Genomic DNA, 23,620 nt, shown 5'->3' with positions numbered 1-23,620 from the left:
GATCATGTTTGGTAGGTTGAAGGATTGGCGGCGTGTGGCAACCCGCTACGACAGGTGCCCGAAGGTCTTCCTGTCAGCCATCGCCCTCGCAGCACTCGTCATCTACTGGCTATGAGTCCTGACCCTAAGGCCCCGCGTTCTTCTAGAAACTCTTCAATAACCGAATCCATATCGGTGGAACTGTCACATAATTCCTGCAGGGATATTTGCTTTCCAGCCATATGGAACATGTAATTACTTACAAATTCTCCTGTCCAATTATCAACCGTTAAGGATGGGACTGAAAATTCACTAGATCCAGAGCTGATTGACAACGCCAAGCACTTTTGTGGGGATTGCGAGTGAGCCCACGTGAGAGAACCAATTACGGGGGGCGATTTATCAGGAATCTCGCGGATGTTCTTTTTAAGGTGGTGATAGAAACTCCGAAAACTGGCGGTTCTTTCAGCTTGCTGTGTGAACTTTCGACTCTTCGCATTCTTTATTCTAAGTGGTGCTAGAGCCTTGAAAATCTCCAGTGAACGATACGTGTGATCCAAAACCTGCCAACAGTCCGACATGGTTTCAAAGGCCATCATCAAACTCGGTTGATTTGGTAGAATGCTCTCAATTTCAGATGCACTCCGTAATATTCGTTGATAAGCTAAATTCGTGGCGAAGAGTGAGTAGCGTAGCCCGTCGATCAAATAGGCATATTCTTTTTCTTTGATGGTTTTCAGACCCTTCACCGCCCCCTCCGCCCAGCATTCCCCCCGCGCTGCCCCGGCCGCCCGGCCGTTGACCGGCCCTCGGCCTTGGCGGCGTCGCCGACGGCTTTCTCCACCGCCTGTTGCCGGGCCAACGGGTCGTCGGAGATTACGAGGTCCACGGTCTCGAGCCGCTTGATCTCGTCGCGCAGGCGTGCGGCTTCCTCGAATTCCAAGTTTTCGGCGGCCTTGCGCATCTGGTCGCGCAGCCCGTCAAGGTGGGCCTCCAGGTTGGCGCCGTGCAGGGGTTTGTCGACTTTGGCGGTCACGCGGTTTATGTCCACGTCGCCCTTGTAGAGACCTTGCAGGATGTCCTCGACATTCTTCCGGATGGTCTCGGGCGTGATGCCGTGTTCCTGATTATAGGCGATCTGCTTTTCGCGGCGGCGGTTGGTTTCGCCGATGGCGCGTTCCATGCTGCCCGTCACCCGGTCGGCATACATGATGACCCGGCCCTCGGCGTTCCGGGCGGCGCGGCCGATGGTCTGGATCAGCGAGGTTTCCGAGCGCAGGAAGCCCTCCTTGTCGGCATCCAGGATCGCCACCAGCCCGCATTCGGGAATATCCAGCCCTTCGCGCAGCAGGTTGATCCCCACCAGAACGTCAAATGCCCCCAGCCGCAGGTCGCGCAGGATCTCGATCCGTTCGATCGTGTCGATATCCGAATGCATGTAGCGGACCTTGATGCCCTGCTCGTGCAGGTACTCGGTCAGGTCCTCGGCCATGCGTTTCGTCAGGGTCGTGGCCAGAACCCGATAGCCATTGGCGGCGACGGTACGGATCTCGTCCAGCAGGTCGTCCACCTGGGTTTCGACGGGGCGGATCTCCACCTCGGGGTCCAGCAGGCCGGTGGGGCGGATCACCTGTTCGGTGAAGACACCGCCGGTCTGGTCCAGCTCCCATGCCGCGGGCGTGGCACTGACGAAGATGGATTGCGGGCGCATGGCGTCCCATTCCTCGAACTTGAGAGGGCGGTTGTCCATGCAGGACGGCAGGCGGAACCCGTGTTCGGCCAGCGTGAACTTGCGCCGGTAGTCGCCCTTGTACATGCCGCCGATCTGCGGGACCGAGACATGGGATTCATCGGCAAAGACGATGGCATTGTCGGGAATGAACTCGAACAGGGTGGGGGGCGGTTCGCCCGGCGCACGGCCCGTCAGGTAGCGTGAATAATTCTCGATCCCGTTGCAGACGCCCGTGGCCTCCAGCATCTCAAGGTCGAAATTGGTGCGCTGTTCCAGCCGTTGCGCCTCCAGCAGCTTGCCCTCGCCCACCAGTTGATCGAGCCGCTGGCGCAGTTCCTTTTTGATGCCGATGATGGCCTGCTGCATCGTCGGCTTGGGCGTGACGTAGTGGGAATTCGCGTAGACCCGGATCTTGTCGAAAGTGCCGGTCTTTTCGCCGGTCAGCGGGTCGAATTCGGTGATGCTTTCCAGCTCTTCGCCGAAGAAGGACAGTTTCCAGGCGCGGTCTTCCAGGTGGGCGGGAAAGATTTCCAGGCTGTCGCCGCGCACGCGGAACGTGCCGCGCTGGAAGGCCTGGTCGTTGCGGCGGTATTGCTGGGCGATCAGGTCGGCCATGACCTGCCGTTGGTCATATTCGCCGCCCACTTTCAGATCCTGGGTCATCGCCCCGTAGGTTTCGACCGAGCCGATGCCGTAGATGCAGCTGACCGAGGCCACGATGATCACGTCGTCGCGTTCCAGAAGTGCCCGCGTGGCCGAGTGGCGCATCCGGTCGATCTGTTCGTTGATCTGGGATTCTTTTTCGATGTAGGTGTCGGAGCGCGGAACGTAAGCCTCGGGCTGATAGTAGTCGTAGTAGCTGACGAAATACTCGACAGCGTTGTCGGGAAAGAAGCCCTTGAATTCACCGTAAAGCTGCGCGGCCAGCGTCTTGTTCGGGGCGAGGATGATCGCGGGGCGCTGGGTTTCCTCGATCACCTTGGCCATGGTGAAGGTCTTGCCGGTGCCCGTCGCGCCCAGCAGGACCTGGTCGCGTTCACCCTGTTTCACCGCTTGGGACAGTTCGGCAATGGCCGTGGGCTGGTCGCCTGCGGCGCTGTATTCCGTCTGCATCACGAAGGTCTTGCCGCCCTCCAGCTTTTCGCGCGTGCGCACGTCCTCGGCCGGGTTGGCAAGATAGGTTTCCGCGTCGGAACGGTCGGTCTGGGCATAGGGCATGGGGCGGCACTCCTTGGGCCCAATGTGGCACGGTCCGGGCGGGGTGCAAGGGGCTCTGCTGACAGCTCGGGCTCAGAGACCTGTCAGGGAACGAGGCCGCGCAGACAATCGGCCAGAACCTCGATCGCAACGCCCATATCGGCGGCGCTGGCGAATTCGGCGGGCGAGTGGCTCTTGCCGTCCCGGCAACGCACGAAGAGCATGCCCACCGGGCAAAGATCTGACAGCGCCGAGGCGTCATGCGTGGCTCCCGACGGCAGCAGGAGCGCGTTTCCGGTATGGGATCGCGCCGCCTCGGCAAGGGCTTCCCGGAGCATCGGACTGCACGGCACGGCGTCTTGTTCATATGTCCGGTCCATCGCGAACCCGAGCCCCGCATCTGAGGCGATTCTTTCGCCCTCGGCCCGCGCCCGGGCGGCAAAAGCCGCCCGGGCGGCATCCTCGGGTGCGCGGATTTCCAATGTCAGGTCGACCCGGTCCGGGATCGCATTCACCGCGTCGGGATGCAGGGCCATACTGCCGACGGTCGCGCGCAATTCGGCTGTTTGACCGGCGGCATCATGTATGGCGCTGATAAACCGTCCAGCGGCGACCAGCGCATCCTTGCGCCCCTGCATCGGGACGGTGCCCGCGTGGCCGGTTTCTCCTGTGAACCGCACGGCGTTGCGTTCGATCCCGCAAATGCCGGTGACGATCCCGACCGGCAGGTCTTCACGTTCCAGAACCGGGCCTTGCTCGATATGTGTTTCGAGGAAGCCAAGGATGCGGGCCGGATCGCGGACGATCCGGGCAACGCCCGCGGCATCCCCGCCGAATGCGTCCAGCGCATCGCCCATCCGGATGCCATCGCGGTCGGTCATATCAAACACGGCCGGATTCACTGTGCCGGCCAGGGCGCGAGAGCCGACAAGCGCGGTCGGAAAACGCACGCCCTCTTCATCGGCAAAGGCCAGCACTTCAACCGAATAGGGCAGGTCCACGCCCTCGTATGCCAGTTTCTGAAGTGCAAGACAGGGCAGGACGACCCCCATGATCCCGTCATAGCGCCCGCCATTGCGCACCGAGTCCTGGTGAGAGCCCATCAGCAGGCTGGGGGTGCCCGCCGGGCCGGCTTTGCGCCCGACCAGGGTGCCGGCGGCATCGAGGTGAACTGCCAGTCCGGCCTGGTCCATCCAATCGCCGATCACCGCATTCGCGGCCGCATGGTCCGGCGTGAAGGGCAGGCGGGTCACGCCCTCGGTCGGTTCGCTGCATGCGGCGATTTCGGTCAACCTGCGCTCGGCCTCAAGCCCCCAGTCCATGCCATTCTCCAATTATCATGATAAATTATCGGCTACACATGAAGGCCCAGCTTGTCTATGGTTTTATCATGATAAAAGTATCGAGGTCCTGATGGACGGCAGCAACAAGCAGTCCGACCGCCCGCGGCGATCGCGCCCGGTTCGTGTGGCGGAAGAGATCAAGCAATGGGTGGTCGAGCGTGACCTGAAAAAGGGCGCCAAGCTGCCCAATGAGGCGGCGATGATCCAGACCTTCGGGGTCTCGAAGGGCACCGTGCGCGAGGCGATGCGCATTCTCGAAGCGCAGGGGTTGATCGTCACCCGCACCGGCCCCGGCGGCGGCAGTTTCGTGGGCGAGGTTTCGGCCCACCGGGCACGGTCGCTTCTGGCGAATTACTTTTACTTTCAAGAACTGTCGCTGGCCGACATTTACCAGATGCGTAAATTGCTTGAGCCCGAACTGGCCGCCGACCTCGCCGGGACACTGACGCCAACGCAATTGGATGAATTGCAGGCGTTGGCCGAACGGCACCCGGAACCGGCGCGAACCGCTGAGGAGGAAAAGGAGCAGCACGTGTCCTCGCTGGCCTTCCATTCTCGGCTATCGGAGTTCGCGGATAACAGGTTGCTGGGCTTTGTCATCGGCTTCATGGCCCGGATTCTGCGCGAGATGACCGTCTATCGCCGACTTTACGAGCCACCCAACCATGCGCTGTGGGAGCGCGGCCGCCGGCACCAAATCGACCTCGTGGCGGCGCTGCGCGAGGGTGACGCCGACAAGGCGCGGGCGATCATGGCCTCGCACATGGCGGGGGCCGAGGAAATGATGGTTGCGCAAGAGGCACAGATCCGGCGGCAGTTCATGGCCGAATAGCGCGGCGCTATTTCGGCGCCCGGAACCTGTCTGACAATACCGGCACCTCGGCCAGCCAGTCATGATAGGGTGACGTATGTGCCCGCTCGCACAGGGTGCGCAGGCTGCGTAGCGGTGCAGGGTCGAAATCCACGCGAAGGTCGAGGGGAGGGTGATCGGGGTGCAGTACCAGCAATGCCGCCGATTGCAGACCCCGCGTATCGCCCCCGGCGGTTTCGGCGGCTTCGAGCACGTTCAGCACCCGGTCGGCGGCATTTTCTGCAGGCAGTTCAAAGGCGCGGATCATGGCCTCCAGAACCTCCGGGCCTGTCAGCATGTTGCCCGCCACGGCCAGTCCCGCTCGGCAATCATGCGCAGCATGGTGAATGCTGTCGGCACCGGTATGTCCACCGGTGCCGCCCTGGCGGTCCAGCGCGATCAACTGGCGGTGGCCTTTGCCGGAATCAGCCCCGGTCAGGTCGGCCACGACGCGGTCAGCGGCCCCGCCTGCATGCATCCGGCGCAGCGCCTCGTCGCGCCAGAATGTGCTCGGCGCAGTGCCTTGCGAGGCAACAAGACCCGATTCGATGCAGCCGCGCAGGACCCAGCCCCCGACGCAAAGGCTGCCGGTGGCGGCTGCGCCCGCATAAGTGCCTGTTTCTTCGTCAAAGGAGAGAATCGAAAAAGTCATGCCGGGGCCTTTGTAACAATCTTCTTGAATTTATCATGAGAATTTGTCTCAATGCAATTAATCATGATAATTTAACCCGCAACAGAGAGGCTCCCATGAAACTGACTGACCTGACACGGCGGACCCTGATGGCGTCCACGGCGGCCTTGGCGCTCAGCCTTGGCGCGGTTCCGGCCACGGCCCAGACCCCCGAGGATGTTCTGATCGTCGGCCAGATCGCCGAACCCAAGGCACTGGATCCGGCGGCGGTGACCGCCGTGAATGATTTCCGCATCCTGATGAACGTTTTCGACGGGCTCGTCCGCTACAAGGACGGCACGCTGGAAGTCGAGCCGGCGCTGGCAACGGACTGGACCATCAACGAGGAGGGCACCGTCTACACCTTCAACCTGCGTGAGGGTGTCACCTTCCACGACGGCTCGCCCTTCAATGCCGAGGCCGTGGTCTTCAACTTCGAGCGGATGCTGAACGAGGATCACCCCTATCACGATACCGGCCCGTTCCCGCTGGCCTTCTTCTTCTCGGCCGTGGAAAGCGTCGAGGCGCTGGACGACACGACCGTGGAATTCACCCTGAACGCGCCCTATGCGCCGTTCCTGTCCAACCTGGCCTATCCGACCGGGCTGCTCGTATCACCGACCTCGGTTGAGACACATGGCGCCGATGTGGGCCGCAACCCGGCCGGGACCGGGCCGTTCAAATTCGTCGAATGGCGCAGCAACGAGGCCGTCGTGGTCGAGGCGAACCCCGATCACTGGGAGGGCGCGCCGGGGCTGGAGGCCGTGGTGTTCCGTCCGATCACCGATGCCAACACCCGCACCGCCGAGATGCTGGCCGGGGGCATTGACCTGATGGTCGAAGTGCCGCCCGTTGCGCTGTCGGAATTCCAGGGTGACGGATTTACCGTTCACGAACAGGCCGGACCGCATGTCTGGTTCCTGATCCTGAACGCCAAGGAAGGCCCCTTTGCCGATGTGCGCGTGCGCCAGGCCGCCAACTATGCGGTCAACAAGGAGGCGATCGTCAACGATGTGCTTGAAGGCACCGCCGAAGTCGCCGCGGGCCCGACCCCGCCGGCCTTCGCCTGGGCCTATAACGACGAGCTGGAGCCCTATCCCTATGACCCCGACCGTGCCCGCGAGTTGCTGGCCGAGGCTGGGGCCGAAGGGGCCGAATTGACCTTCTACGTGACCGAAGGCGGGTCGGGGATGCTGGACCCGGTCGCCATGGGCACGGCCATTCAGGCCGATCTCGAGGCCGTTGGCTTTGACGTGACCATCGAAACCTATGAGTGGAACACTTTCCTTGGCGAGGTGAACCCGGGCCTGGAAGGCAAGGCCGACATGGCCGAGATGGCATGGATGACCAACGACCCCGACACGCTGCCCTTCCTTGCCCTGCGCACCGAAGCCTGGCCGGACCAGGGTGGCTTCAACTCGGGCTATTATTCGAACCCCGAGGTCGATGAGCTGCTGGAGGCGGCCCGCGTCGAAACCGATCAGGCCGAGCGCGCGCGGCTTTACCGCGAGATGCAGACCATCGTGCAAGAAGATGCGCCTTGGGTCTTTGTCGCCAACTGGAAGCAGAACGCGGTCACCAATGACCGGGTCGACGGGTTCTCCTTGCAGCCCTCGTTCTTCCTGTTGCTGGATGACGTGACCAAGGACTGATTTGAAGCCGGGCGCGGCCTGCAAGCGGCGGGCCGCGTCCTGACCCTATCCTCCCGGAGGCGTGAATGGCCGGATATATCCTGAAACGGTTGGTGTCGGCCATTCCCGTCCTTCTGGGCATTTCGATCATCGTGTTCCTGATCATGGCCATGATCCCGGGAGATCCGGCCACGGCGATCCTCGGGTCCTATGCCACCCCGGAGAATGTCGAGAAGCTGAACCGCGACCTCGGCCTCGATAAACCTCTGGTTCAACGGTATTTCATCTGGTTGGGCAACATGTTGCAGGGGGATTTCGGGCGCTCCTTCTCGCTCAACCGTCCGGTGATCGACGAGGTGCTGGAGCGGTTCAACGGCACGCTGATCCTTGCCGGAACCTCTTTCGTGATTTGTTCCTTGCTTGGCGTGGCGGCGGGCGTGGTTTCGGCCGCGCGTCAATACGGGCTGGCTGACAAGCTGATAACCTTCGTCGTGCTGCTGGGCATTTCCATCCCGTCCTTCTTCCTTGGCATGATGATGATCCTGATCTTCGCGGTGAACCTGAAATGGTTTCCGGTGTCGGGCATGTGGCCGATCTATGGCGCCCGCGATTTCGCGGCGCTGGTCAGCCACCTGACCCTGCCTGCGCTGGCATTGGCCACCGTGGCCACGGGCGTGATCGCGCGGCTTTCTCGCTCGGCCATGCTGGAAGTGCTGCGGCAGGATTTCATCCGGACCGCCCGGGCCAAGGGCGTGCGCGAACGCGGCGTGATCTGGCGCCATGCCCTGCGTGCGGCCATGGTCAGCATCATTCCGGTCCTCGGGATCCAGGCCGGGTTCGTCCTGTCCGGCGCCGTCTATATCGAGATCGTCTTTCAATGGCCCGGTGTCGGGCGAATGCTGGTCGATGCGATCCTGACCCGTGACATCCTGCTTGTTCAGGGCGGTGTGGTCTTCGTCGCGGCCTGCTACGTGATGTTCAACATCGCTGTGGACGTGGCGCAAAGCCTGCTGGACCCGAGGATCAAGACATGAGTTTCCTGCGTCTTCTTGCCCGCAACCGCCTGGCGCTGGCGGGGCTGATCGTGATGGTCTGCGTCGTGGTCCTGGCGTTGATCACACCCCTGCTGCCGCTGGCCGATCCGAACGTCACCAACACCGCCGACCGGTTTCAGCGGCCCTTTACAGAAGGTGCGGCGCTGGGGACGGACCATCTTGGCCGTGACCTGCTCAGCCGGCTTCTGCACGGCACCCGGCTGAGCCTTGCCGTAGGGTTCGCCGCCGCGGTGATCGCGGCGACGCTGGGCGCGGCCATCGGGATCGTGGCCGGGTTCTACGGTGGGCGGACCGACAACATCATCATGCGCGGCGTCGACATGCTGATGGCCTTTCCCTATATCCTGCTGGCGCTTGCCATCGTGGCGGCGCTGGGCCCCGGCCTGCTGAATGCGCTGATCGCCGTTGCGGCCGTCAACATTCCGTTCTTTGCCCGGAATATCCGCGGCGTGACCGTGGGGATCGTCCACAAGGAATTCGTGGATGCGGCGCGGCTGTCAGGGATGAGCGATCTGCGCATCATCGTGACAGAGGTTTTGCCCAACGTCATTCCCGTCATCGTCATTGCAATGTCCACGACCGTTGGCTGGATGATCCTTGAAACCGCCGGTCTCAGCTTCCTCGGGCTGGGCAGTCAGCCGCCCGTGGCAGATCTCGGCTCCATGCTGGGCGAAGCGCGGTCGGCCCTGATCACCAACCCGCATACCTCTGTGGTGCCCGGCACGATGATCCTGATCATCGTCATGGCGATAAACCTGCTGGGCGACGGGGTGCGCGATGCGTTGGATCCGCGCCTGAAATCCGGGGCGCTGAACCGACCCATGCCGACGACTCTGGTGGACCGGAAAGGCCCGGTGCCGCAGCCGAAAGAGGGCGGCGCGCTGCTGTCCATCGACGGGCTGAAAACAGAGTTCCACGTCAAGGATCGCGTCTACAAGGCCGTAGGGGGTGTCACCCTTTCGGTCCGTCCCGGCGAATGCCTTGGCCTGATCGGCGAAAGCGGCTCGGGCAAATCCGTGACCGCACTGTCGGTCATGGGCCTGGTCGCTTCGCCGCCCGGTGTCATCACCGGCGGTGCGGTGCATTTCGAGGGGCAGGACCTGGTTGGCGCCCCCTATGCCCATCTGCGCAAGATGCGCGGGGATCGCGTTGCATATATCTTCCAGGATCCGCTGGCGACGCTGCACCCGCTCTATACCGTGGGCGATCAGTTGATCGAGGCCGTCCAATCCCATCATGCGACACCGAAATCCGAGGCCCGCGCCCATGCGATCGACCTGTTGAAGTCGGTGCGTATTCCGAATGCCGAAAAACGCATCGACAGCTATCCGCACGAAATGTCCGGCGGGATGCGTCAGCGGGTCGGCATCGCCATGGCGCTGGCCAATGATCCCGACGTGATCATTGCTGACGAACCGACCACGGCGCTGGACGTGACCGTACAGGCGCAGATCCTGTCGCTGCTGGATGACCTGCGGCGCGAACGGGGGCTGGCGATTGTCTTCATTACCCATGATTTCGGTGTTGTCGCGCAGCTTTGTGACCGGGTCGCCGTGATGTATGCGGGCCGGATCGTCGAAGAGGGCCCGACGGATGCGATCCTGAACGCCCCGTCACATCCCTATACTTCGCGGCTGATGGCTTGCGTGCCGGAACTGGGCGGCGGGCGACGCGAACTGGCTGCAATCCCCGGCCTGCCGCCAGTTGTCGATCGACTGCCCGAGGGCTGTGCCTTTGCCGACCGTTGCCACAAGGCCCAAGAGGCCTGCCGCCGGGGCGAGATCGAACTGGTTGATAACGGCCCGTCCCGGACGGTGCGTTGCATTGCCCCTGAACCGGTGACGGAGGCCGCCCAATGACCCTCGCGTTGAAACTGACCGACCTTGCCAAGACTTTCGAAGTGGGCAAGCGCCTGCTGCGTCCGCCCAAGGCGCTGGTCCGGGCCGTTCAGCCGGTTACGTTGAGCGTCGAGAAAGGCGAAACGCTGGGCATCGTCGGTGAATCCGGCTGTGGCAAGTCCACGCTGGCCCGAATGCTGGTAGGCTTGCTGGAACCCAGCGGCGGAACGATCGAGATCGAGGGCGAACCACTGAACACCGCCGATCCGGCGGAATTCGGAAAGCGCATCCAGTATGTCTTTCAGGACCCGATCAGCAGTCTGAACCCCCGCAAGACCATTCGCCAGATCATGGAAGCGCCGCTGCGCCACCTTCACGGGATGGACCGCGAGGCGCGGGCCAGGCGTATTTCGGAAATCTTCGCCTCTGTGAACCTGCGCGAGGAGTTCCTCGACCGATACCCGCACGAATTCTCCGGCGGGCAGGCCCAACGGATCGGCATTGCCCGCGCGCTGGCCGCAGATGCGCGTATCCTGATCCTCGATGAACCCGTGTCGGCGCTGGATGTCTCGGTTCAGGCGCAGGTGCTGAACCTTCTGCGCGATCTGAAATCCGAGTTCGACTTGACCTACCTGTTCATCAGTCATGACCTTGCCGTGGTCGAGGCCGTGAGCGACCGTGTCGCCGTGCTCTATTTCGGGGCCGTGGTCGAGGTGGGCCGCGCGGAAGACGTCTTTGCCCGCCCGCGCCATCCCTACACCAAGCTTCTGGCTGAGAGCGCCCCGGTCGTCGGGCGCAAACTGTCGGCCCCCGAGGGCCGGGAAACCGAGCTGCCCGATCCGATGAATCCGCCCAAGGGCTGTGCCTTTCGCGCCCGCTGCCCGCGGGCCAGCGGGCAGTGCGAAGAGGTCCCGCCACTGAAACGCACGCCAGAAGGCTCTTACGTGGCCTGCTTTCACCCGCTGGAGACCTGATCGGGCACGCGTCGGGGCTTGCCTCGGGCCGCGCGATATCCGATACAGACGGCGTTCCCAAGGAGGTCCAGATGCGCGCACGAATCTATCAGCCCGCCCGCAACGCAATGCAGTCCGGCACTGCCAAGACCAAGCATTGGGTGCTGGAATATGCGCCTGCCTCGCAACGTGAGGTCGATCCGCTGATGGGCTGGACCAGCAGCAGCGACACCCAAAGCCAGGTGCGTCTGCGCTTCGACACCAAGGACGAGGCCATCGCCTATGCCGAGGCCCACGGGATCGACGCTATCGTGCGGGAGCCCAAGAAGCGCTCCGCCAATATCCGGCCCATGGGCTATGGTGAAAACTTCGCCACCAACCGCCGCGGTGCCTGGACGCACTGATTGGGCGCCGCCCGCAACATTCGCCTCTATCCCTGGTTCAAGTTCTTTCAGAACCTGACCTTTTGGCAGGCCATCTGGTTCCTGTTCTTTCAGGGCCGTCTATCCGCCGCCGAGGCGGTGATTTTCTACGCCATCTACGATATTGCCACGACCCTGCTCGAGGTTCCTTCCGGCTATTTTTCCGACCGGTTCGGGCGGCGGGTGACGCTGATCCTTTCGGGGGGATTCATGGTCTTGGCAGGCGTGCTGCTGACGCTGGGAGACGGCTTTCTGGCCTTTGCCATGGCACAAGGCGCGCTCGGCGCGGGGATGGCCTTTGCCAGCGGCACGGACACTGCACTGCTCTATGAGTCGCTGACCGATACCGGGCGCTCTGACGAGGTCGAGGCGCAGGAAGTTCGGGCCTGGCGGTTCAGTTTTGCCGCGCTGGCGCTTTCGGCGCTGAGTGGTGGGCTGGCCAGCCTGATCTGGGAGCGGCTGCCCTTCCTTCTCTCGGCACTGGCCTATGGCGCGATGTTGCTTGTCATCCTCCGACTGTCGGAGCCCTCGCATCGCGACGGCACGGCGGTGCCACAAGGGGACGAGGCGCTGCGCCTGGGGTCGCTCAAGCGGGCCCTTTTGCACCCGGTCTTGATCTGGCTCTTCCTGCTGGGCGTGCTGATGTATGGCTTCAGCCACCTGCCATTCATATTTGGTCAGCCATTCATCCTGCAAGCACTGGAAACACGAGGCCTGGAAGCAGCAGCGCCTCTGGTCAGCGGCGCCGTCACCACGGTGATGATGCTGGTCTCTGTGGTGGCTTCCTGGGGTGCTGTGCCCCTGCGCAACCGGATCGGATTACCTGCGATCCTGATATTGGCCTTTGGCATACAGGTGCTGCTGGCGGGAGTCCTGGCCGCGACGGCCAGCTTGGTCGCGGTTGTTTTCCTGTTTCTGCGCATGGTGCCGGACGCCATGTCACGCCCGTTCATCATGGCCCGCATTCAGCCGCTTCTGAATGATGACGCCCGGGCCACCTACCTGTCCCTGCGCAGTCTTGTGGCGCGCCTTGCATTCGCCGGGTCCTTGCTGGTTGCCGCCGGCGTGGCGTCGCCCGATGGCACCATGCCACATGAAGAAATAAGTCGCATCCTCACATGGTATGCCGGGGCCGGGCTTCTGGCCCTCGTCGTGTTGGCCGGGGCAGCCCGCCACCTGCCGATCGAACCCGGTGATTGACCGCTTGCGAAGCCGCGTCACGCCCCGCTAAAAGGCCCCCAGCGGTCCCGTAGCTCAACTGGATAGAGCAGCTGACTTCTAATCAGCAGGTTCGGGGTTCGAGTCCTCGCGGGATCGCCATTCTCAGCCCGCCCAGAAGAGGTGGCTCAGGTGGTAGAAGACCGGGGCTGCGAACAATACGCTGTCGAGCTGGTTGAGGAACCCGCCCTGTCCGGGGATCAGGTGGGACCAGTCCTTCACGCCCTTGTCGCGTTTGATCGCCGCAAAGACCAGGGCGCCGAAATGGCCCGACAGGGACGCCGCCCCGGCCATGAGCATCGCGCCGGCAACGCCGAACGGGGTCAGCCAGGCGAGACCGGCCCCGACCAGCATGGCGCAGGCGGTGCCGCAGATCATGCCTTCCCACGTTTTTGGCGACAGACCGGGGATGATACGGGTGCGGCCGATCCGCCGACCGAAGAAGAAATCGAACAGGTCGCCGAATTGCACCACCATGACGAGGAACGCGATCAAGAGCACGCCGCGATCAATCGGATAGCCCTCGAATTGCAATTGCATCAGGGCCGGGACGTGGCTGGCGCAATAGACTGCGATCATCAGGCCCCACTGGGTTTCGGCCACCCGCGCCAGGAACCTGTCCGCATCCCCGCGCAACGCAGAGACGATGGGCAACAGCAGGAAGGCGTAGACCGGGATGAACACGGTGTATAGCCCCTGCCATCCCAGCCCTATGAACAGGTATTGCAGGGGCAGCACGACGTAGAAGGCCAGTGCCAGGGTCATGTGGTCGGCCTGGCGCTTGTAGGTCAGCGTCAGGAATTCGCGCAGGGCCGCGAAAGAGGCGAAGCCGAACAGCACCAGCACGCCGATCTTGCCGATTAGCAGCGCCAGCGAAACCAGCAGCACCATCGCCCACCAACTGTGGATGCGGGTCATGTAGGTTTCGATCACCGGGTTGTCGCCACCCGGCCCGTAGCGCGCCCGCATGAACTCTCCGAACAGCGTCAACAGCAGCAGAAGGCCGCAGGTGCCAAAGAACAACAGGAGGATATCGCTGGTGGTCGCGGTCATGGGGCATGATCCTCGGGCTTGAGCGCGACCAGGGCCGCCGCCGCCCGCGACAGGAAGGCGTCCTTGTCTTCGCCCTGTCGCAGGTGGACCGGCTCGCCGAAGATCACCGTCGTCATCAGCGGCAGCGGGATCACTTCGCCCTTTGGCATGACTTCTGTCAGGTTGGCGACCCAGGTGGGCACGAGATCCACCTCCGGATAGGCGTGGGCGATGTTGAACAGCCCCGCCTTGAACGGCAGAAGCGGGTCCTCGGTCATGTTGCGGTTGCCCTCGGGGAAGAGGATCAGCGAGGACCCTTCGCCCAGGGCGGCAAGGATATTTTCCAGTGGATCACCGGTGGCTGCATCCTTGTCCGGGCGGCGGTCCACGAGGACGCAGTTGAATACCTCAGGTCCGATGAAGGCGCGAAGCGGGGTCTTGAGCCAGTAATCGGCGGCGGCGACGGGGCGCACCTGCCGGCGCAGGTTCGGTGGCAGCACGGTCCAGATCATCGGCATGTCGGCGTTGCTGACATGGTTCGCGTAGTAAACGCGCTGTCGGGGCGCCGGATCCGTGCCGCGCCAATCCGCGCGCACGGCGGTGATGAAGCGCGCGAAAAGCGCGATGCCGTGACCCACCAGGTTGGCGGCCAGGCGGCGCAGCGGACGGAACAGGCGTTTCATCTGGAAATCTTGACGCAAGGGCAGCCGATTGGAAAGCCCCGCCGGGCCCTGTTTCAGGTCGATGATGCGGCGGTGGCGAGGCCGTCATTGTCGGCCTCCAGCGCCTCTTGCCGGCTAACCTTGGTCCTTGACCGGCGCCCCACCCGCGAAAAGGTTCGGCGCGCTGTAGCTGATCGGCTGTTCCTGCATTTGCAGATGCAGGCCGTCATCCTCATAGGGGTGGGCACGGGCCAGGGCCTCATCCACCTCGATGCCCAAGCCCGGTGCGGCTGGGACGGGGATGTATCCGTCCTCGACGCGGATCGCGGATTTGATCAATGCATCATGGTAAGGCGTTTCGATTGTCTCGGCGATCAGCAGGTTTGGGATGGCGGCACAAAGCTGCACATTGGCGGCCCATTCGACCGGCCCGGCATAAAGATGCGGCGCGACCTGCGCGTTGTAGGCCTCGGCCAGCGTGGCCAGCTTCTTGCCCTCCCAGATGCCGCCCGCGCGCCCCAGGGCCGGTTGCAGGATCGACACGCCGGCCTTTAGCGCGGCGTGGAATTCCATCTTGGTCGTCAGGCGCTCGCCGGTCGAAATGGGCGTGCGCACGGCGGCGGCGACCTTGGCGATCTCCTCGGGCGTGTCAGGGGGGATCGGTTCCTCGAACCAGAGCGGCTGATAGGGGTCGATGGCCTGGCCCATGCGGATCGCGCCAGAGGTCGAGAATTGCCCATGCGTGCCGAAGAGCAGATCCGCACGGGGGCCGACCGCCTCGCGGATGGCTTTGCAGAATGCGACCGATGTCTCGATGTCATGCAAAGAGGGCTGATGCCCGCCCCGGATGGTGTAGGGACCTGCGGGGTCGAATTTCAGCGCCGTATAGCCCTTTTCGACCAGCTCCAGCGCCACCTCGGCGGCCATGTCGGCGCTACCCCAGAATTCCGGCAACGGATGATCCGGCCGGGGGTAAAGGTAGGTATAGGCCCGGATCCCTTCATTGATGCGCCCCCCGATCAGGGCATGAACGGGCCGGTCGCGGTCCTTGCCCAAGATGTCCCAACAGGCGATTTCAAGCCCCGACCAGGCGCCCATCACGGTCAGGTCCGGGCGTTGGGTGAAGCCGGCGGAATAAGCGCGGCGGAACATCAGCTCGATGTTTTCGGGGTTCTCACCGGCCATGTGCCGCTCGAACACGTCCGTGATGACGGCCTGCATGGCGACCGGCCCGACGGAGGAGGCATAGCATTCGCCCCAGCCTGTGACGCCCGTATCCGTCGTGACCTTGACAAGGATCCAGTAGCGCCCGCCCCAGCCCGGCGCAGGCGGCGCGGTGACGATGATGTCGAGGTCATGCAGTTTCATGTGTCGAAGACAATCACGTTGCGCTTGGCGGTGCCAGTCTTGGTGTCGGCGATGGCCTCGTTGATCTGTTCCAGCGGCCAGCGGTTCGAGATCAACTCGTCCAGCTTCAAGCGGCCTTGCAGGTAAAGATCGACGATCCACGGGATGTCCCGCTTGATGACCACATCGCCCATCTTGGAGCCGATCATGGATTGCCCGGCGGCGGCGAAATTCCCGGCCTCGTAGGTCGAGGTCGCGCCGGTGGCGGGCATGCCGACCATCACGACCTTGCCGCCGCGCGCCAGATAGCGCGGGGCCACATCATAGGCTGCCGCCGCACCCACGGTGACCAGAACCGCGTCGGCCCCGCGACCCAGGGCCGCCTTTGCATCGTGCCAGGGGGCCTCGCCATTGGCCAGAACGCCATCGGTTGCGCCGAAGTCACGGGCGACGGCCAGCTTCTCTTCGGTCATGTCGACGGCAACGATACGACGTGCCCCGGCAATGCGCGCGCCCTGGATCGCGTTGAGGCCGACGCCGCCCGCTCCGATCACCACCACGTCCTGTCCAGGTCGCAGCCCGGCGGCATTGACCACCGCGCCGACACCGGTGATCACGCCGCAGGCGATCAGGGAGGCCACGTCGAGGTCGATCTGCTCTGGCAAGGCCACCACCTGAGAGGCATCGACGACAACCTTCTCGGCGAAACCGCCACAGGCCATGGCCTGATGCAGCGTGCTGCCATCTGCTGTCCTGATGGGCCCATGATCGCCGTCATAGGGCGTTTCGCAATTGGTGGGTTTCGCGGTGGAACAGCTGGGGCAGGTGCCGCAGGACCGGATCAGCGTAACCACGACCCGATCACCGAGGGAAACACCGCGGGCCTGATCCCCCACGGCTGTCACGATCCCGGCCGCTTCATGGCCATAGACGGCGGGCAGCGAGCCGCCCCAGGCCCCGTCCGCATAGGAAATATCGGAATGGCAGACGGCACAGGCTGCCAGCTTAACCTCGACCTCACTGCCCTCGGGCGGGCGAATCTCGATCTCTTCGATGCTCAGCGGAGCGCCGAATTCATGGCACACGGCGGCCTTGATGCGTGTCATCTTCCGGACCTTCCCTTGTTGTTGGGGCAGGGTGGCGTTTGCCGAGGTTGGCCGCAAGTCGGAAATCGACTTTCAGAGGGCTGCGCTGTCCGCTTTTGGAGCCGGTGCCAGAAACACCGCGAGGCAGACCAGCATCAGGCAGGCTGACAGCACGAAAGGCGCACCGGGGAAATGCAGCGCCCCGCGATCTGTGGCCGCCCAGAAGATCTGTGTCATGACCAGGGGGGAAACGATCTGGGCCAGTGATTTTGCCGAGGCGATCACGCCCTGCAATTCGCCCTGCTGGTCATCGCTGGCGATACGGCTCATCCGGCCCTGCAGGGCAGGTGTGACGACCGCACCCAGCGAGGTCAGAGGGATGAAGGCCAGCGCCAGCCAACCATTTCCGATGAGGGTCAGCACGACGAAGGCGGCAAGGTTGAAGACCAGCCCATAGACGATGGTCATGCGTTCCCCGAACCGGCGCAGGATCGAACCGATAAGCGCGCCTTGAACGATCGCCATGCCGATCCCGAACAGGGCCAGCGAAAGCCCGACCATTCCGGGGGTCCAGTCATAGCGCGCCTTTGTGAAATAGGCCCAGATGGCCGGGTAGACGATGAAGGCGAATTCATAGGTGAAGAACAGGAACAGTAGCCGCCGCACGCCCTCAAGCTCGGACAACTTGCGAAAAGCCCCGAACGGGTTGGCTCGGCGCAGATCCAAGGGGCGGCGGATCGCGTCGGTGACGGTTTCCGGCAACACGAAGAACCCGAAGATCATGTTCGCCCCGGCCAGGATTGCCGCAGCATAGAACGGCGCCCGGATGCCCAGCTCTCCCAGCAGGCCGCCAATGATCGGCCCGAGCACGAATCCCACGCCGAAGGCCGCGCCGACCAGGCCGAAATTGGCGCTTTTCTGTTCCGGACTGGACATGTCCGCGATGGCCGCGCTGGCCGTGGCCATGGTCGCGGCCGTGATCCCTGCGATGACGCGTCCGAACAGCAGCAGCCAGATGGTCTGGGCCGAGGCCATGATGAGGTAATCCACCGCCATCACGAGAAGCGCGACAAGAATGACCGGTCGTCGTCCGAACCGGTCGGATAGAGAGCCGAGGACGGGACCGAAAAGGAACTGCATGACAGCGAAGCTGGTGGTCAGGATGCCGCCCCACACCGCTGCGGCCCCGATGCCCGATCCGTTCAATTCCGCGATCAGATCGGGAAGGACGGGCAGGATGAGACCGATGCCCATGGCGTCGATCACCAGCGTGATGAGGATGAATGTGAACGCCCGGCGGCGCTGTGCGCGTTCCATGCGCGTGCTTTAATCTGAACCGTTCGGTTCGGAAAGCCTCAGTCGGTCAGGATTTCCGCCATTGTCTTTGCCAGCCGGGCCGGGTCGGCAAGGAACGGCGAATGCGACATCGGCAGGTCAACCACGCGGCCGCCCCTCCACCCCTCTGTCATGGTGCGTTGGAAGTCTGGCGGAATAGTGCGGTCCTGCGTGCACCGGATGTAGTGCCGGGGCAGGGCTTCGGCCCGGGCGGTATCGGCCAGCGCGGTATCCTGCGGCGCGATGGGCTGTGGTCCAAGCCGATCCGTGGCCCAGGCGGCGAGGTCCGGCGCGACATCATGGTAGAACTTTTCCGGGGCCATGGCGGTGTCGATGGTGAAGCTGACCCTGTCCGGCGCGACCTGCACCGCCTCGATCAGCGGTTGGCTGGGGGCCATGCGGCGCATTTGAGCCAGCGACTTTCCCGGCATGGGCACGTAGGCACAGACATAGACCAAGGCGGCAACGAGATCGGGACGTTTTTGCGCGGCGGCGGTGATGGCGTATCCGCCCGCCGAATGGCCGACCAGAACGGTGGGGCCATCCATCTCTGCCAGGATGGCCTCGGCGTAGCCATCCAGCGTGACCTCGGCCAATGGTGTCTTGTCCGCACCATGCCCGGGAAGGTCTATGGCCCGCGCGCGAAAGCCACGCTCGGCCAATTCGGGGATCAGGCGATCCCAGCACCATGCCCCGTGGCAGGAACCGTGAACCAGGAGCAATTCAGACATGCCCGATCGTCCGGAAGAAACCGTAGAGAAGTCGGGCGTAATCCGACGGCGCATCGAGGCAGGGCAAGTGACCCGATCCGCGCATCAGCTTGAACTCGGCGCCCGGGATCAATTCGACCGTTTCGCGCACCAGATCCGGCGGGGTCGAGCCGTCGCGATCCCCGGCGATACCCAGCGTCGGCAGGCGCAGCCCGCTGGTCGGCGAATAGAAATCCGTGCCCGCGATGGCCTCGCAGCATCCGGCATAGCCTTCGGGATCGCATTGCAGCAGGCGTTCGCGCGCCCAGGTCGCGGCGGCACCGTCGCGGTCCTTCGGGCCGAACCATTTTTCCAGCGTCATGTCGGCCACCGCCTTCATGCCCTGTTTGCGCACCAGGGCGGCGCGCTCTTGCCACGGACCCGGCTGCCCGAATTTCGCGGCCGTGTTGGAAAGGACGAGCCCGCGCAGCATGTCCAGCCGTTTGACCGCCAAACCCTGGCCGATCATGCCGCCAACCGACAGGCCGACGAAGACCGCGTCCCGCACGTCAAGCGCATCGCAGACGGCCTCGGTGTCGGCGATCAGCCCACCCATCGAATATGGCCCGTCCGGAACGCCCGAGCGCCCGTGACCGCGCATGTCGATCCGGATCGTGCGATGATCGGGCAGGTGATAGGCGACATCGTCCCAGATCTGCCGATCCAGCCCCAGCGCATGGGCAAAGACGACGTCCGGTCCGTCGCCCGCCATCTCGTAGGTTATGGCGTATCCGCCCCGATCTACCGAACCCGTCTTCATTCCGCCTCTGTCCCGATCCGCATGTGCGCGATGATCTGTCCATGATCCGAGGCCAGCTTGTTATAGGGCGCCTCGGGGTGTGACCCGTCTGTCAGGTGGTCGTTGAGGACGCTGAAATACTCCATCTCGCCGATGCGTCGCTTGTAGTCGGGGTGGAAATGCCGCGACATGTAGATCTGGTCGATGGATTCGAAAACGCCGCCAAAGGCCGAGGTGAAAACCATGTCGCGGTTGGATTTGCGCACGAAGAGCTTTTCGGCGGAATGCAGGCGCACCCGCTCGACGCTTTCCGTGATCTGGACGTTTTCCTCTTTCGAATAGCGGTCGCCGTAATCCTTGGCGTCGTGGCGCAGCATCCAGCTGTAATTCTTGAACGGCACCTCGCCCGAGATGATTTCCGAGCTGACGGCGTTTTCCCCGTCGTTGAAATCGCCCAGAACCATGACAGGCTTGCCGTGGTTCAGTTCCTTGAGGATTTCCCGGCGCAGCACCCAGGCCTCGGCCATACGGCGCAGCGCGGCGCGCAGACTGCCCATCGCGCGCCCCAGCGGGTCATATCGCGTCAGCACCTCTTCACGCGCGAAATCCGCGCCCGGCGGCACGATGTATTCGCCCAGCTTGGATTTCAGGTGGCAATTGAAGACGGTGATAACCTCGCCGCCAACGGCGACCCGGGCCTTGAGGATCGGTCGGGACAGCCGCTGAAGGGTGAACGACCCGGCCTCGCCCTCCAGCCCGCGCAAGGGCTGAAAGGGAATTTCCAGCGGATCGTCGAGGTCTTGCAGCACCTCGGGCGGCTCTGCGAACCCGTGGCGCGACAGGATGGCAACGCCGGGTCGCCGCTTGCCGGGACCGGCATCGGCAATATTCGGTGCGAAGGCCAGTTCGGCGCCGGAATAGGGTGTGTAGGCCAGTTTGCGAAAGATCGCCTTGCGGTGATAGCGCTTGGAGGCATCGGGGATCGCGGCGCTGTTCATTGCAATGCCACGGCTATCAGCCTCGGCCACCACGTCGCGCAAGGCGTCTTCCTCGAAAATCTCCTGGAAGCCGACGATATCCGCATCCATCGTCAGCAACTGGTCGGCCAGCCAGTCCTTTTTCCAGGCGTATTCCTCCGGCGTGTAGGACTGGAATTCGTAGTATTCCTGGTCCGGCCCGATGAGGTTCTTGACGTTGAAACTGGCGATCGTGAAATGGGTCATGAGAGCGTATCCAGTGCCTTCTTGAACATGGCGGCATCCACATTGCCGCCGGTGATGGTGACGATAACAGTGTCGTGGTTGAGCTGGTCGCCATGGAACAGGGCCGCCGCCAGGGCCACGGCGCCGCCCGGCTCGGCCACGAGTTTCAGCCGTTGAAAGGCATGCCCCATGGCGCGCAGGGCCTCTTCCTCTGTCACGGTGAGGCCCGGGCCGCAAAGCCGAGCCATGATCGGAAAGGTCAGGTCACCGGGCGCGGGCGTTATGATGGCGTCGCAGATGCTGCCGTCGCGCCGGTCATTGGTCTGGATTGTTCCGCTTTCAAGCGACCGTTTCACGTCGTCGAACCCTTCGGGTTCAACGGTTCGGACCGTCAGACCGGGGTGATCGGCCGCACAGGCCAGCGCGATGCCGGATGTCAAACCACCACCGCCACAGCAAACCAATACGTCGGCTTCATCAATTTCGCATGCTTTTGCATCAGCCGCGATCTCAAGGCCGCATGTGCCCTGGCCGGCGATCACCTCCGGTTCGTCATAGGGCCGGATCAGGGTCAAGCCGCGCTCCTCGGCGATCCGGCCACCGATCTCCTCGCGGCTGTCGGTCGCGCGATCATACAGGACGACCTCGGCCCCCAGCGCGCGGGTATTGCGGATTTTCAGAGCGGGCGCATCGGATGGCATCACGATCACCGATGGCGCGCCGTGCAATTGCGCCGCATAGGCCACGCCCTGAGCATGGTTGCCCGAGGAATAGGCGATCACGCCGCGTTCGCGTGTCTCGGGATCGAGCGCCGACACAGCAGACCAGCCGCCGCGAAACTTGAAGCTGCCCGTGTGCTGCAGGCATTCCGGTTTGATCAGGACGCGCCGGCCGGCGATCTCGTCCAGAAATGGCGAGGACAGAAGCGGTGTGTGCCGCGCGTGCCCAGCCAAGCGGGTAGCGGCCTCGCGGATCATGTCGATATTCATAGGATGTCGATCCAGCTTTGCAGGGCGTGAAGCGCCTGCGGTTCGTCAAGAAAGGGAACGTGGCCCCGATCAGGCACCTCGGCGGCGATGGCGTCGTGGCGCAAATTCCGCATCCTGTCCCATGTCGCCTCTGTCAGAAGGTCGGAATTTTCGCCCCGGATCAGGCAGAGCGGCAGGCCGTGCAACGCCTCGAACAACGGCCACAGGTCCGGGGCGGGCTGGACCTGCGCGTTTTCGAACACGGCCTCGCGCAGCTTCGGATCATAGCGGATCACGAGGCCCTCGGGGGTCTCCTCGTAATGGTTGCGCACCTCGTGCAGCCAGCGGTCGTGACCCACGCCCCTGAAATGCACCCAGTTGCGGGCGCGGAACAGCGCGGCCTCTTCATAGGTCTTTTGTGCCGGATTGCGGCCGATATAATTCTCGATGACTTTCAGTCCCTTGGGGTCGATTTCGGGCCCGATATCGTTGAGCGCGACACCGGTCAGCCGGTCCTTGTGCGTCGCTGCCAGCATCATGGCGATCAGTCCGCCACGGGACGTTCCGAGGATGGCGGCCTTGTCCAGTCCCAGATGGTCCAGCAGCGCCAGTGCGTCGGCGCCCTCTTGCGGGATCGTGTAGGTGGCCGGGTCGGCCCAATCGGATTGCCCGCGTCCGCGATAATCCATCCGGATCAGGCGGCAGGGCAAATAGGGGGCGACATGGTCGAAGTCGCCCGAATTGCGGGTCAGCCCGGCCAGCGCCAGCACCGCCGGGCCCTCGCCGTTTTCAGTGTAGAACAGCCGTGTGCCGTCGGCGGCGGTAAAATGCGGCATCAGATCAGGTCCGGTATCGTGGACAGGTCCGGCAGAATACGATGGGGCGCGGCCCAGAGCCTGTCTTGCGGGGCGCCTTCGCGGTTGACCCAGACCGTGGCAAATCCGTATCCCGCCGCGGCAGCAGCATCCCAGCCATTGGCCGAGGCGAAGAGCACTTCTTGCTGAACGGCGCCGAAATGGTCGAAAACCAGGTCGTAAACCCGGCGGTCCGGCTTGTAGCTGCGCACTTCCTCGACGGTAAGAACATCATCCAGCCAAGGTCCGATCCCGGCGGACTTCACGGCGGCCACGACCATTTCCGGACTGCCATTGGTCAGAATGGCCGTGGTCATGCCGCGCTCCTTGAGCGTCTTGAGCATCTCCGGAACTTCGGGGAAAGCGGGCAGTTCCTTGTAAACGCCCAATAGCTTGGCGCGCAGGGCGTTGTCATGCAGGTCCATCGCCTCCATCGCGTAGTCGAGGCCGTCCTGTGTCACTTCCCAGAAATCGAGGTGGCGCCCGGACACCGCCCGCAGCCAACTGTATTCCAACTGTTTGCGGCGCCACAGCGCGGCCAGTTCCGGCCAGAGGTCAGCCAGTTTTTCCTGGCCGGGCTCTTCGGCCACGACGCGGGCGGCGGCATTGACATCGAACAGTGTTCCGTAGGCGTCGAAGACGCAGGTGGTGATGGTCATCATTCTCTCCCTGTTGAGGTCAGAGTGACACGAGGCCACGCGCGGGAAAAGGCCCGGTTTGCAATCCGGGACCGGCATGGTTAGTTTCACTGCCGAGTCA

22 protein-coding genes, 1 tRNA gene and 1 pseudogene are annotated in these 23,620 nt (G+C 63.5%); 9 read left to right on the top strand and 15 right to left on the bottom strand.

Annotated features, from left to right (window positions below; all coding sequences use genetic code 11):
- Positions 1 to 115: pseudogene (locus DFK10_RS04750) on the top strand (IS5/IS1182 family transposase); the annotation flags it as partial.
- Here the strand turns inward: DFK10_RS04750 and DFK10_RS16200 are convergent.
- The 3 genes from DFK10_RS16200 to DFK10_RS04740 all read right to left on the bottom strand — a co-directional run bounded on the left by DFK10_RS16200 (position 99) and on the right by DFK10_RS04740 (position 4,230).
- The gene (locus DFK10_RS16200; protein ID WP_146193227.1) at positions 99 to 728 is read right to left on the bottom strand and encodes a hypothetical protein; all 630 of its coding nucleotides are present in this window, start codon (positions 726 to 728) and stop codon (positions 99 to 101) included. The pseudogene DFK10_RS04750 and the gene DFK10_RS16200 sit on opposite strands and share 17 nt — an antisense overlap.
- Complete coding sequence (gene uvrB, locus DFK10_RS04745) at positions 725 to 2,929, bottom strand: excinuclease ABC subunit UvrB (protein WP_109387102.1); 2,205 nt, start codon at positions 2,927 to 2,929, stop codon at positions 725 to 727. The genes DFK10_RS16200 and uvrB overlap by 4 nt, the downstream gene beginning before the upstream one ends.
- A gap of 83 nt (positions 2,930 to 3,012) precedes the next feature.
- On the bottom strand, positions 3,013 to 4,230 hold the full coding sequence (locus DFK10_RS04740; RefSeq protein ID WP_109387100.1) for a M20 family metallo-hydrolase: 1,218 nt from the start codon (positions 4,228 to 4,230) through the stop codon (positions 3,013 to 3,015).
- Between the two features lie 91 nt (positions 4,231 to 4,321).
- Here DFK10_RS04740 and DFK10_RS04735 point away from each other — a divergent pair, with 91 nt between their 5' ends.
- A complete protein-coding gene (locus DFK10_RS04735; protein WP_109387098.1) occupies positions 4,322 to 5,083 on the top strand; it encodes a FadR/GntR family transcriptional regulator in 762 nt (253 codons plus the stop codon).
- Between the two features lie 7 nt (positions 5,084 to 5,090).
- On the opposite strand, the gene DFK10_RS04730 is transcribed toward DFK10_RS04735, so the two are convergent.
- A complete protein-coding gene (locus DFK10_RS04730) occupies positions 5,091 to 5,753 on the bottom strand; it encodes a DUF1028 domain-containing protein (protein WP_109387096.1) in 663 nt (220 codons plus the stop codon).
- Between the two features lie 95 nt (positions 5,754 to 5,848).
- Between DFK10_RS04730 and DFK10_RS04725 the strand changes: the two genes are divergently transcribed.
- The 7 genes from DFK10_RS04725 to DFK10_RS04695 all read left to right on the top strand — a co-directional run bounded on the left by DFK10_RS04725 (position 5,849) and on the right by DFK10_RS04695 (position 12,990).
- A complete protein-coding gene (locus tag DFK10_RS04725) occupies positions 5,849 to 7,423 on the top strand; it encodes an ABC transporter substrate-binding protein (protein ID WP_109387094.1) in 1,575 nt (524 codons plus the stop codon).
- Positions 7,424 to 7,488: 65 nt separating this feature from the next.
- Positions 7,489 to 8,436 carry an ABC transporter permease gene (locus tag DFK10_RS04720; protein ID WP_109387092.1) on the top strand — a complete coding sequence of 316 codons (948 nt, stop codon included), beginning with the start codon at positions 7,489 to 7,491 and terminating at the stop codon, positions 8,434 to 8,436.
- Entirely contained in the window at positions 8,433 to 10,316 is a 1,884-nt protein-coding gene (locus DFK10_RS04715; RefSeq protein ID WP_109387090.1) for a dipeptide/oligopeptide/nickel ABC transporter permease/ATP-binding protein, read from the top strand. The genes DFK10_RS04720 and DFK10_RS04715 overlap by 4 nt, the downstream gene beginning before the upstream one ends.
- Positions 10,313 to 11,269: an ABC transporter ATP-binding protein gene (locus tag DFK10_RS04710; RefSeq protein ID WP_109387088.1), complete on the top strand. Its 957-nt coding sequence runs from the start codon at positions 10,313 to 10,315 to the stop codon at positions 11,267 to 11,269. Before DFK10_RS04715 ends, DFK10_RS04710 begins: the two co-directional genes overlap by 4 nt.
- Positions 11,270 to 11,340: 71 nt before the next feature.
- Entirely contained in the window at positions 11,341 to 11,652 is a 312-nt protein-coding gene (locus DFK10_RS04705; RefSeq protein ID WP_109387086.1) for an ETC complex I subunit, read from the top strand.
- Positions 11,653 to 12,870, top strand: coding sequence for an MFS transporter (locus DFK10_RS04700; protein WP_109387084.1), 1,218 nt, complete (start codon positions 11,653 to 11,655; stop codon positions 12,868 to 12,870).
- Between the two features lie 43 nt (positions 12,871 to 12,913).
- A tRNA-Arg gene (locus DFK10_RS04695) sits at positions 12,914 to 12,990 on the top strand.
- A gap of 3 nt (positions 12,991 to 12,993) precedes the next feature.
- On the opposite strand, the gene DFK10_RS04690 is transcribed toward DFK10_RS04695, so the two are convergent.
- The 11 genes from DFK10_RS04690 to DFK10_RS04640 all read right to left on the bottom strand — a co-directional run bounded on the left by DFK10_RS04690 (position 12,994) and on the right by DFK10_RS04640 (position 23,520).
- Positions 12,994 to 13,941 carry a phosphatidate cytidylyltransferase gene (locus DFK10_RS04690; RefSeq protein ID WP_109387082.1) on the bottom strand — a complete coding sequence of 316 codons (948 nt, stop codon included), beginning with the start codon at positions 13,939 to 13,941 and terminating at the stop codon, positions 12,994 to 12,996.
- Positions 13,938 to 14,603, bottom strand: a complete 666-nt coding sequence (locus tag DFK10_RS04685; protein ID WP_109387080.1) for a lysophospholipid acyltransferase family protein — start codon at positions 14,601 to 14,603, stop codon at positions 13,938 to 13,940. The genes DFK10_RS04690 and DFK10_RS04685 overlap by 4 nt, the downstream gene beginning before the upstream one ends.
- A gap of 114 nt (positions 14,604 to 14,717) precedes the next feature.
- A complete protein-coding gene (locus tag DFK10_RS04680; RefSeq protein ID WP_109387078.1) occupies positions 14,718 to 15,950 on the bottom strand; it encodes a mandelate racemase/muconate lactonizing enzyme family protein in 1,233 nt (410 codons plus the stop codon).
- Positions 15,947 to 17,035 carry a Zn-dependent alcohol dehydrogenase gene (locus tag DFK10_RS04675; RefSeq protein WP_109387076.1) on the bottom strand — a complete coding sequence of 363 codons (1,089 nt, stop codon included), beginning with the start codon at positions 17,033 to 17,035 and terminating at the stop codon, positions 15,947 to 15,949. The genes DFK10_RS04680 and DFK10_RS04675 overlap by 4 nt, the downstream gene beginning before the upstream one ends.
- A gap of 72 nt (positions 17,036 to 17,107) precedes the next feature.
- Complete coding sequence (locus tag DFK10_RS04670; RefSeq protein ID WP_109387074.1) at positions 17,108 to 18,331, bottom strand: TCR/Tet family MFS transporter; 1,224 nt, start codon at positions 18,329 to 18,331, stop codon at positions 17,108 to 17,110.
- A gap of 38 nt (positions 18,332 to 18,369) precedes the next feature.
- Positions 18,370 to 19,080 carry an alpha/beta fold hydrolase gene (locus DFK10_RS04665; protein WP_109387072.1) on the bottom strand — a complete coding sequence of 237 codons (711 nt, stop codon included), beginning with the start codon at positions 19,078 to 19,080 and terminating at the stop codon, positions 18,370 to 18,372.
- Positions 19,073 to 19,858 carry a 3-oxoadipate enol-lactonase gene (pcaD, locus tag DFK10_RS04660; RefSeq protein WP_109387070.1) on the bottom strand — a complete coding sequence of 262 codons (786 nt, stop codon included), beginning with the start codon at positions 19,856 to 19,858 and terminating at the stop codon, positions 19,073 to 19,075. Before pcaD ends, DFK10_RS04665 begins: the two co-directional genes overlap by 8 nt.
- Positions 19,855 to 21,060: an endonuclease/exonuclease/phosphatase family protein gene (locus DFK10_RS04655; protein WP_109387068.1), complete on the bottom strand. Its 1,206-nt coding sequence runs from the start codon at positions 21,058 to 21,060 to the stop codon at positions 19,855 to 19,857. The genes pcaD and DFK10_RS04655 overlap by 4 nt, the downstream gene beginning before the upstream one ends.
- Positions 21,057 to 22,028: a threonine ammonia-lyase gene (locus tag DFK10_RS04650; RefSeq protein WP_109387066.1), complete on the bottom strand. Its 972-nt coding sequence runs from the start codon at positions 22,026 to 22,028 to the stop codon at positions 21,057 to 21,059. The genes DFK10_RS04655 and DFK10_RS04650 overlap by 4 nt, the downstream gene beginning before the upstream one ends.
- On the bottom strand, positions 22,025 to 22,843 hold the full coding sequence (locus DFK10_RS04645; protein ID WP_109387064.1) for an alpha/beta fold hydrolase: 819 nt from the start codon (positions 22,841 to 22,843) through the stop codon (positions 22,025 to 22,027). Before DFK10_RS04645 ends, DFK10_RS04650 begins: the two co-directional genes overlap by 4 nt.
- On the bottom strand, positions 22,843 to 23,520 hold the full coding sequence (locus DFK10_RS04640; RefSeq protein ID WP_109387147.1) for a haloacid dehalogenase type II: 678 nt from the start codon (positions 23,518 to 23,520) through the stop codon (positions 22,843 to 22,845). The genes DFK10_RS04645 and DFK10_RS04640 overlap by 1 nt, the downstream gene beginning before the upstream one ends.
- Positions 23,521 to 23,620: the final 100 nt, after the last annotated feature.

This window comes from Salibaculum griseiflavum (assembly GCF_003129565.1).
Classification (GTDB): Bacteria; Pseudomonadota; Alphaproteobacteria; order Rhodobacterales; family Rhodobacteraceae; genus Salibaculum; species Salibaculum griseiflavum.
Note: the sequence above shows the minus strand (reverse complement) of the source record. Positions and strands in the feature narration are given on the sequence as shown.

Coding starts and splice junctions, on each gene's coding strand:
- DFK10_RS04645 (WP_109387064.1), bottom strand. CDS start 22,843: ATGCCGCATTTTACCGCCGCCGACGGCACACGGCTGTTCTACACTGAA.
- DFK10_RS04690 (WP_109387082.1), bottom strand. CDS start 13,941: ATGACCGCGACCACCAGCGATATCCTCCTGTTGTTCTTTGGCACCTGC.
- DFK10_RS04650 (WP_109387066.1), bottom strand. CDS start 22,028: ATGAATATCGACATGATCCGCGAGGCCGCTACCCGCTTGGCTGGGCAC.
- DFK10_RS04670 (WP_109387074.1), bottom strand. CDS start 18,331: ATGGAACGCGCACAGCGCCGCCGGGCGTTCACATTCATCCTCATCACG.
- DFK10_RS04720 (WP_109387092.1), top strand. CDS start 7,489: ATGGCCGGATATATCCTGAAACGGTTGGTGTCGGCCATTCCCGTCCTT.
- DFK10_RS04640 (WP_109387147.1), bottom strand. CDS start 23,520: ATGACCATCACCACCTGCGTCTTCGACGCCTACGGAACACTGTTCGAT.
- DFK10_RS04705 (WP_109387086.1), top strand. CDS start 11,341: ATGCGCGCACGAATCTATCAGCCCGCCCGCAACGCAATGCAGTCCGGC.
- uvrB (WP_109387102.1), bottom strand. CDS start 2,929: ATGCCCTATGCCCAGACCGACCGTTCCGACGCGGAAACCTATCTTGCC.
- DFK10_RS04715 (WP_109387090.1), top strand. CDS start 8,433: ATGAGTTTCCTGCGTCTTCTTGCCCGCAACCGCCTGGCGCTGGCGGGG.
- DFK10_RS04680 (WP_109387078.1), bottom strand. CDS start 15,950: ATGAAACTGCATGACCTCGACATCATCGTCACCGCGCCGCCTGCGCCG.
- DFK10_RS04730 (WP_109387096.1), bottom strand. CDS start 5,753: ATGACTTTTTCGATTCTCTCCTTTGACGAAGAAACAGGCACTTATGCG.
- DFK10_RS04710 (WP_109387088.1), top strand. CDS start 10,313: ATGACCCTCGCGTTGAAACTGACCGACCTTGCCAAGACTTTCGAAGTG.
- DFK10_RS04665 (WP_109387072.1), bottom strand. CDS start 19,080: ATGTCTGAATTGCTCCTGGTTCACGGTTCCTGCCACGGGGCATGGTGC.
- DFK10_RS04655 (WP_109387068.1), bottom strand. CDS start 21,060: ATGACCCATTTCACGATCGCCAGTTTCAACGTCAAGAACCTCATCGGG.
- pcaD (WP_109387070.1), bottom strand. CDS start 19,858: ATGAAGACGGGTTCGGTAGATCGGGGCGGATACGCCATAACCTACGAG.
- DFK10_RS04735 (WP_109387098.1), top strand. CDS start 4,322: ATGGACGGCAGCAACAAGCAGTCCGACCGCCCGCGGCGATCGCGCCCG.
- DFK10_RS04725 (WP_109387094.1), top strand. CDS start 5,849: ATGAAACTGACTGACCTGACACGGCGGACCCTGATGGCGTCCACGGCG.
- DFK10_RS04675 (WP_109387076.1), bottom strand. CDS start 17,035: ATGACACGCATCAAGGCCGCCGTGTGCCATGAATTCGGCGCTCCGCTG.
- DFK10_RS04740 (WP_109387100.1), bottom strand. CDS start 4,230: ATGGACTGGGGGCTTGAGGCCGAGCGCAGGTTGACCGAAATCGCCGCA.
- DFK10_RS04685 (WP_109387080.1), bottom strand. CDS start 14,603: ATGAAACGCCTGTTCCGTCCGCTGCGCCGCCTGGCCGCCAACCTGGTG.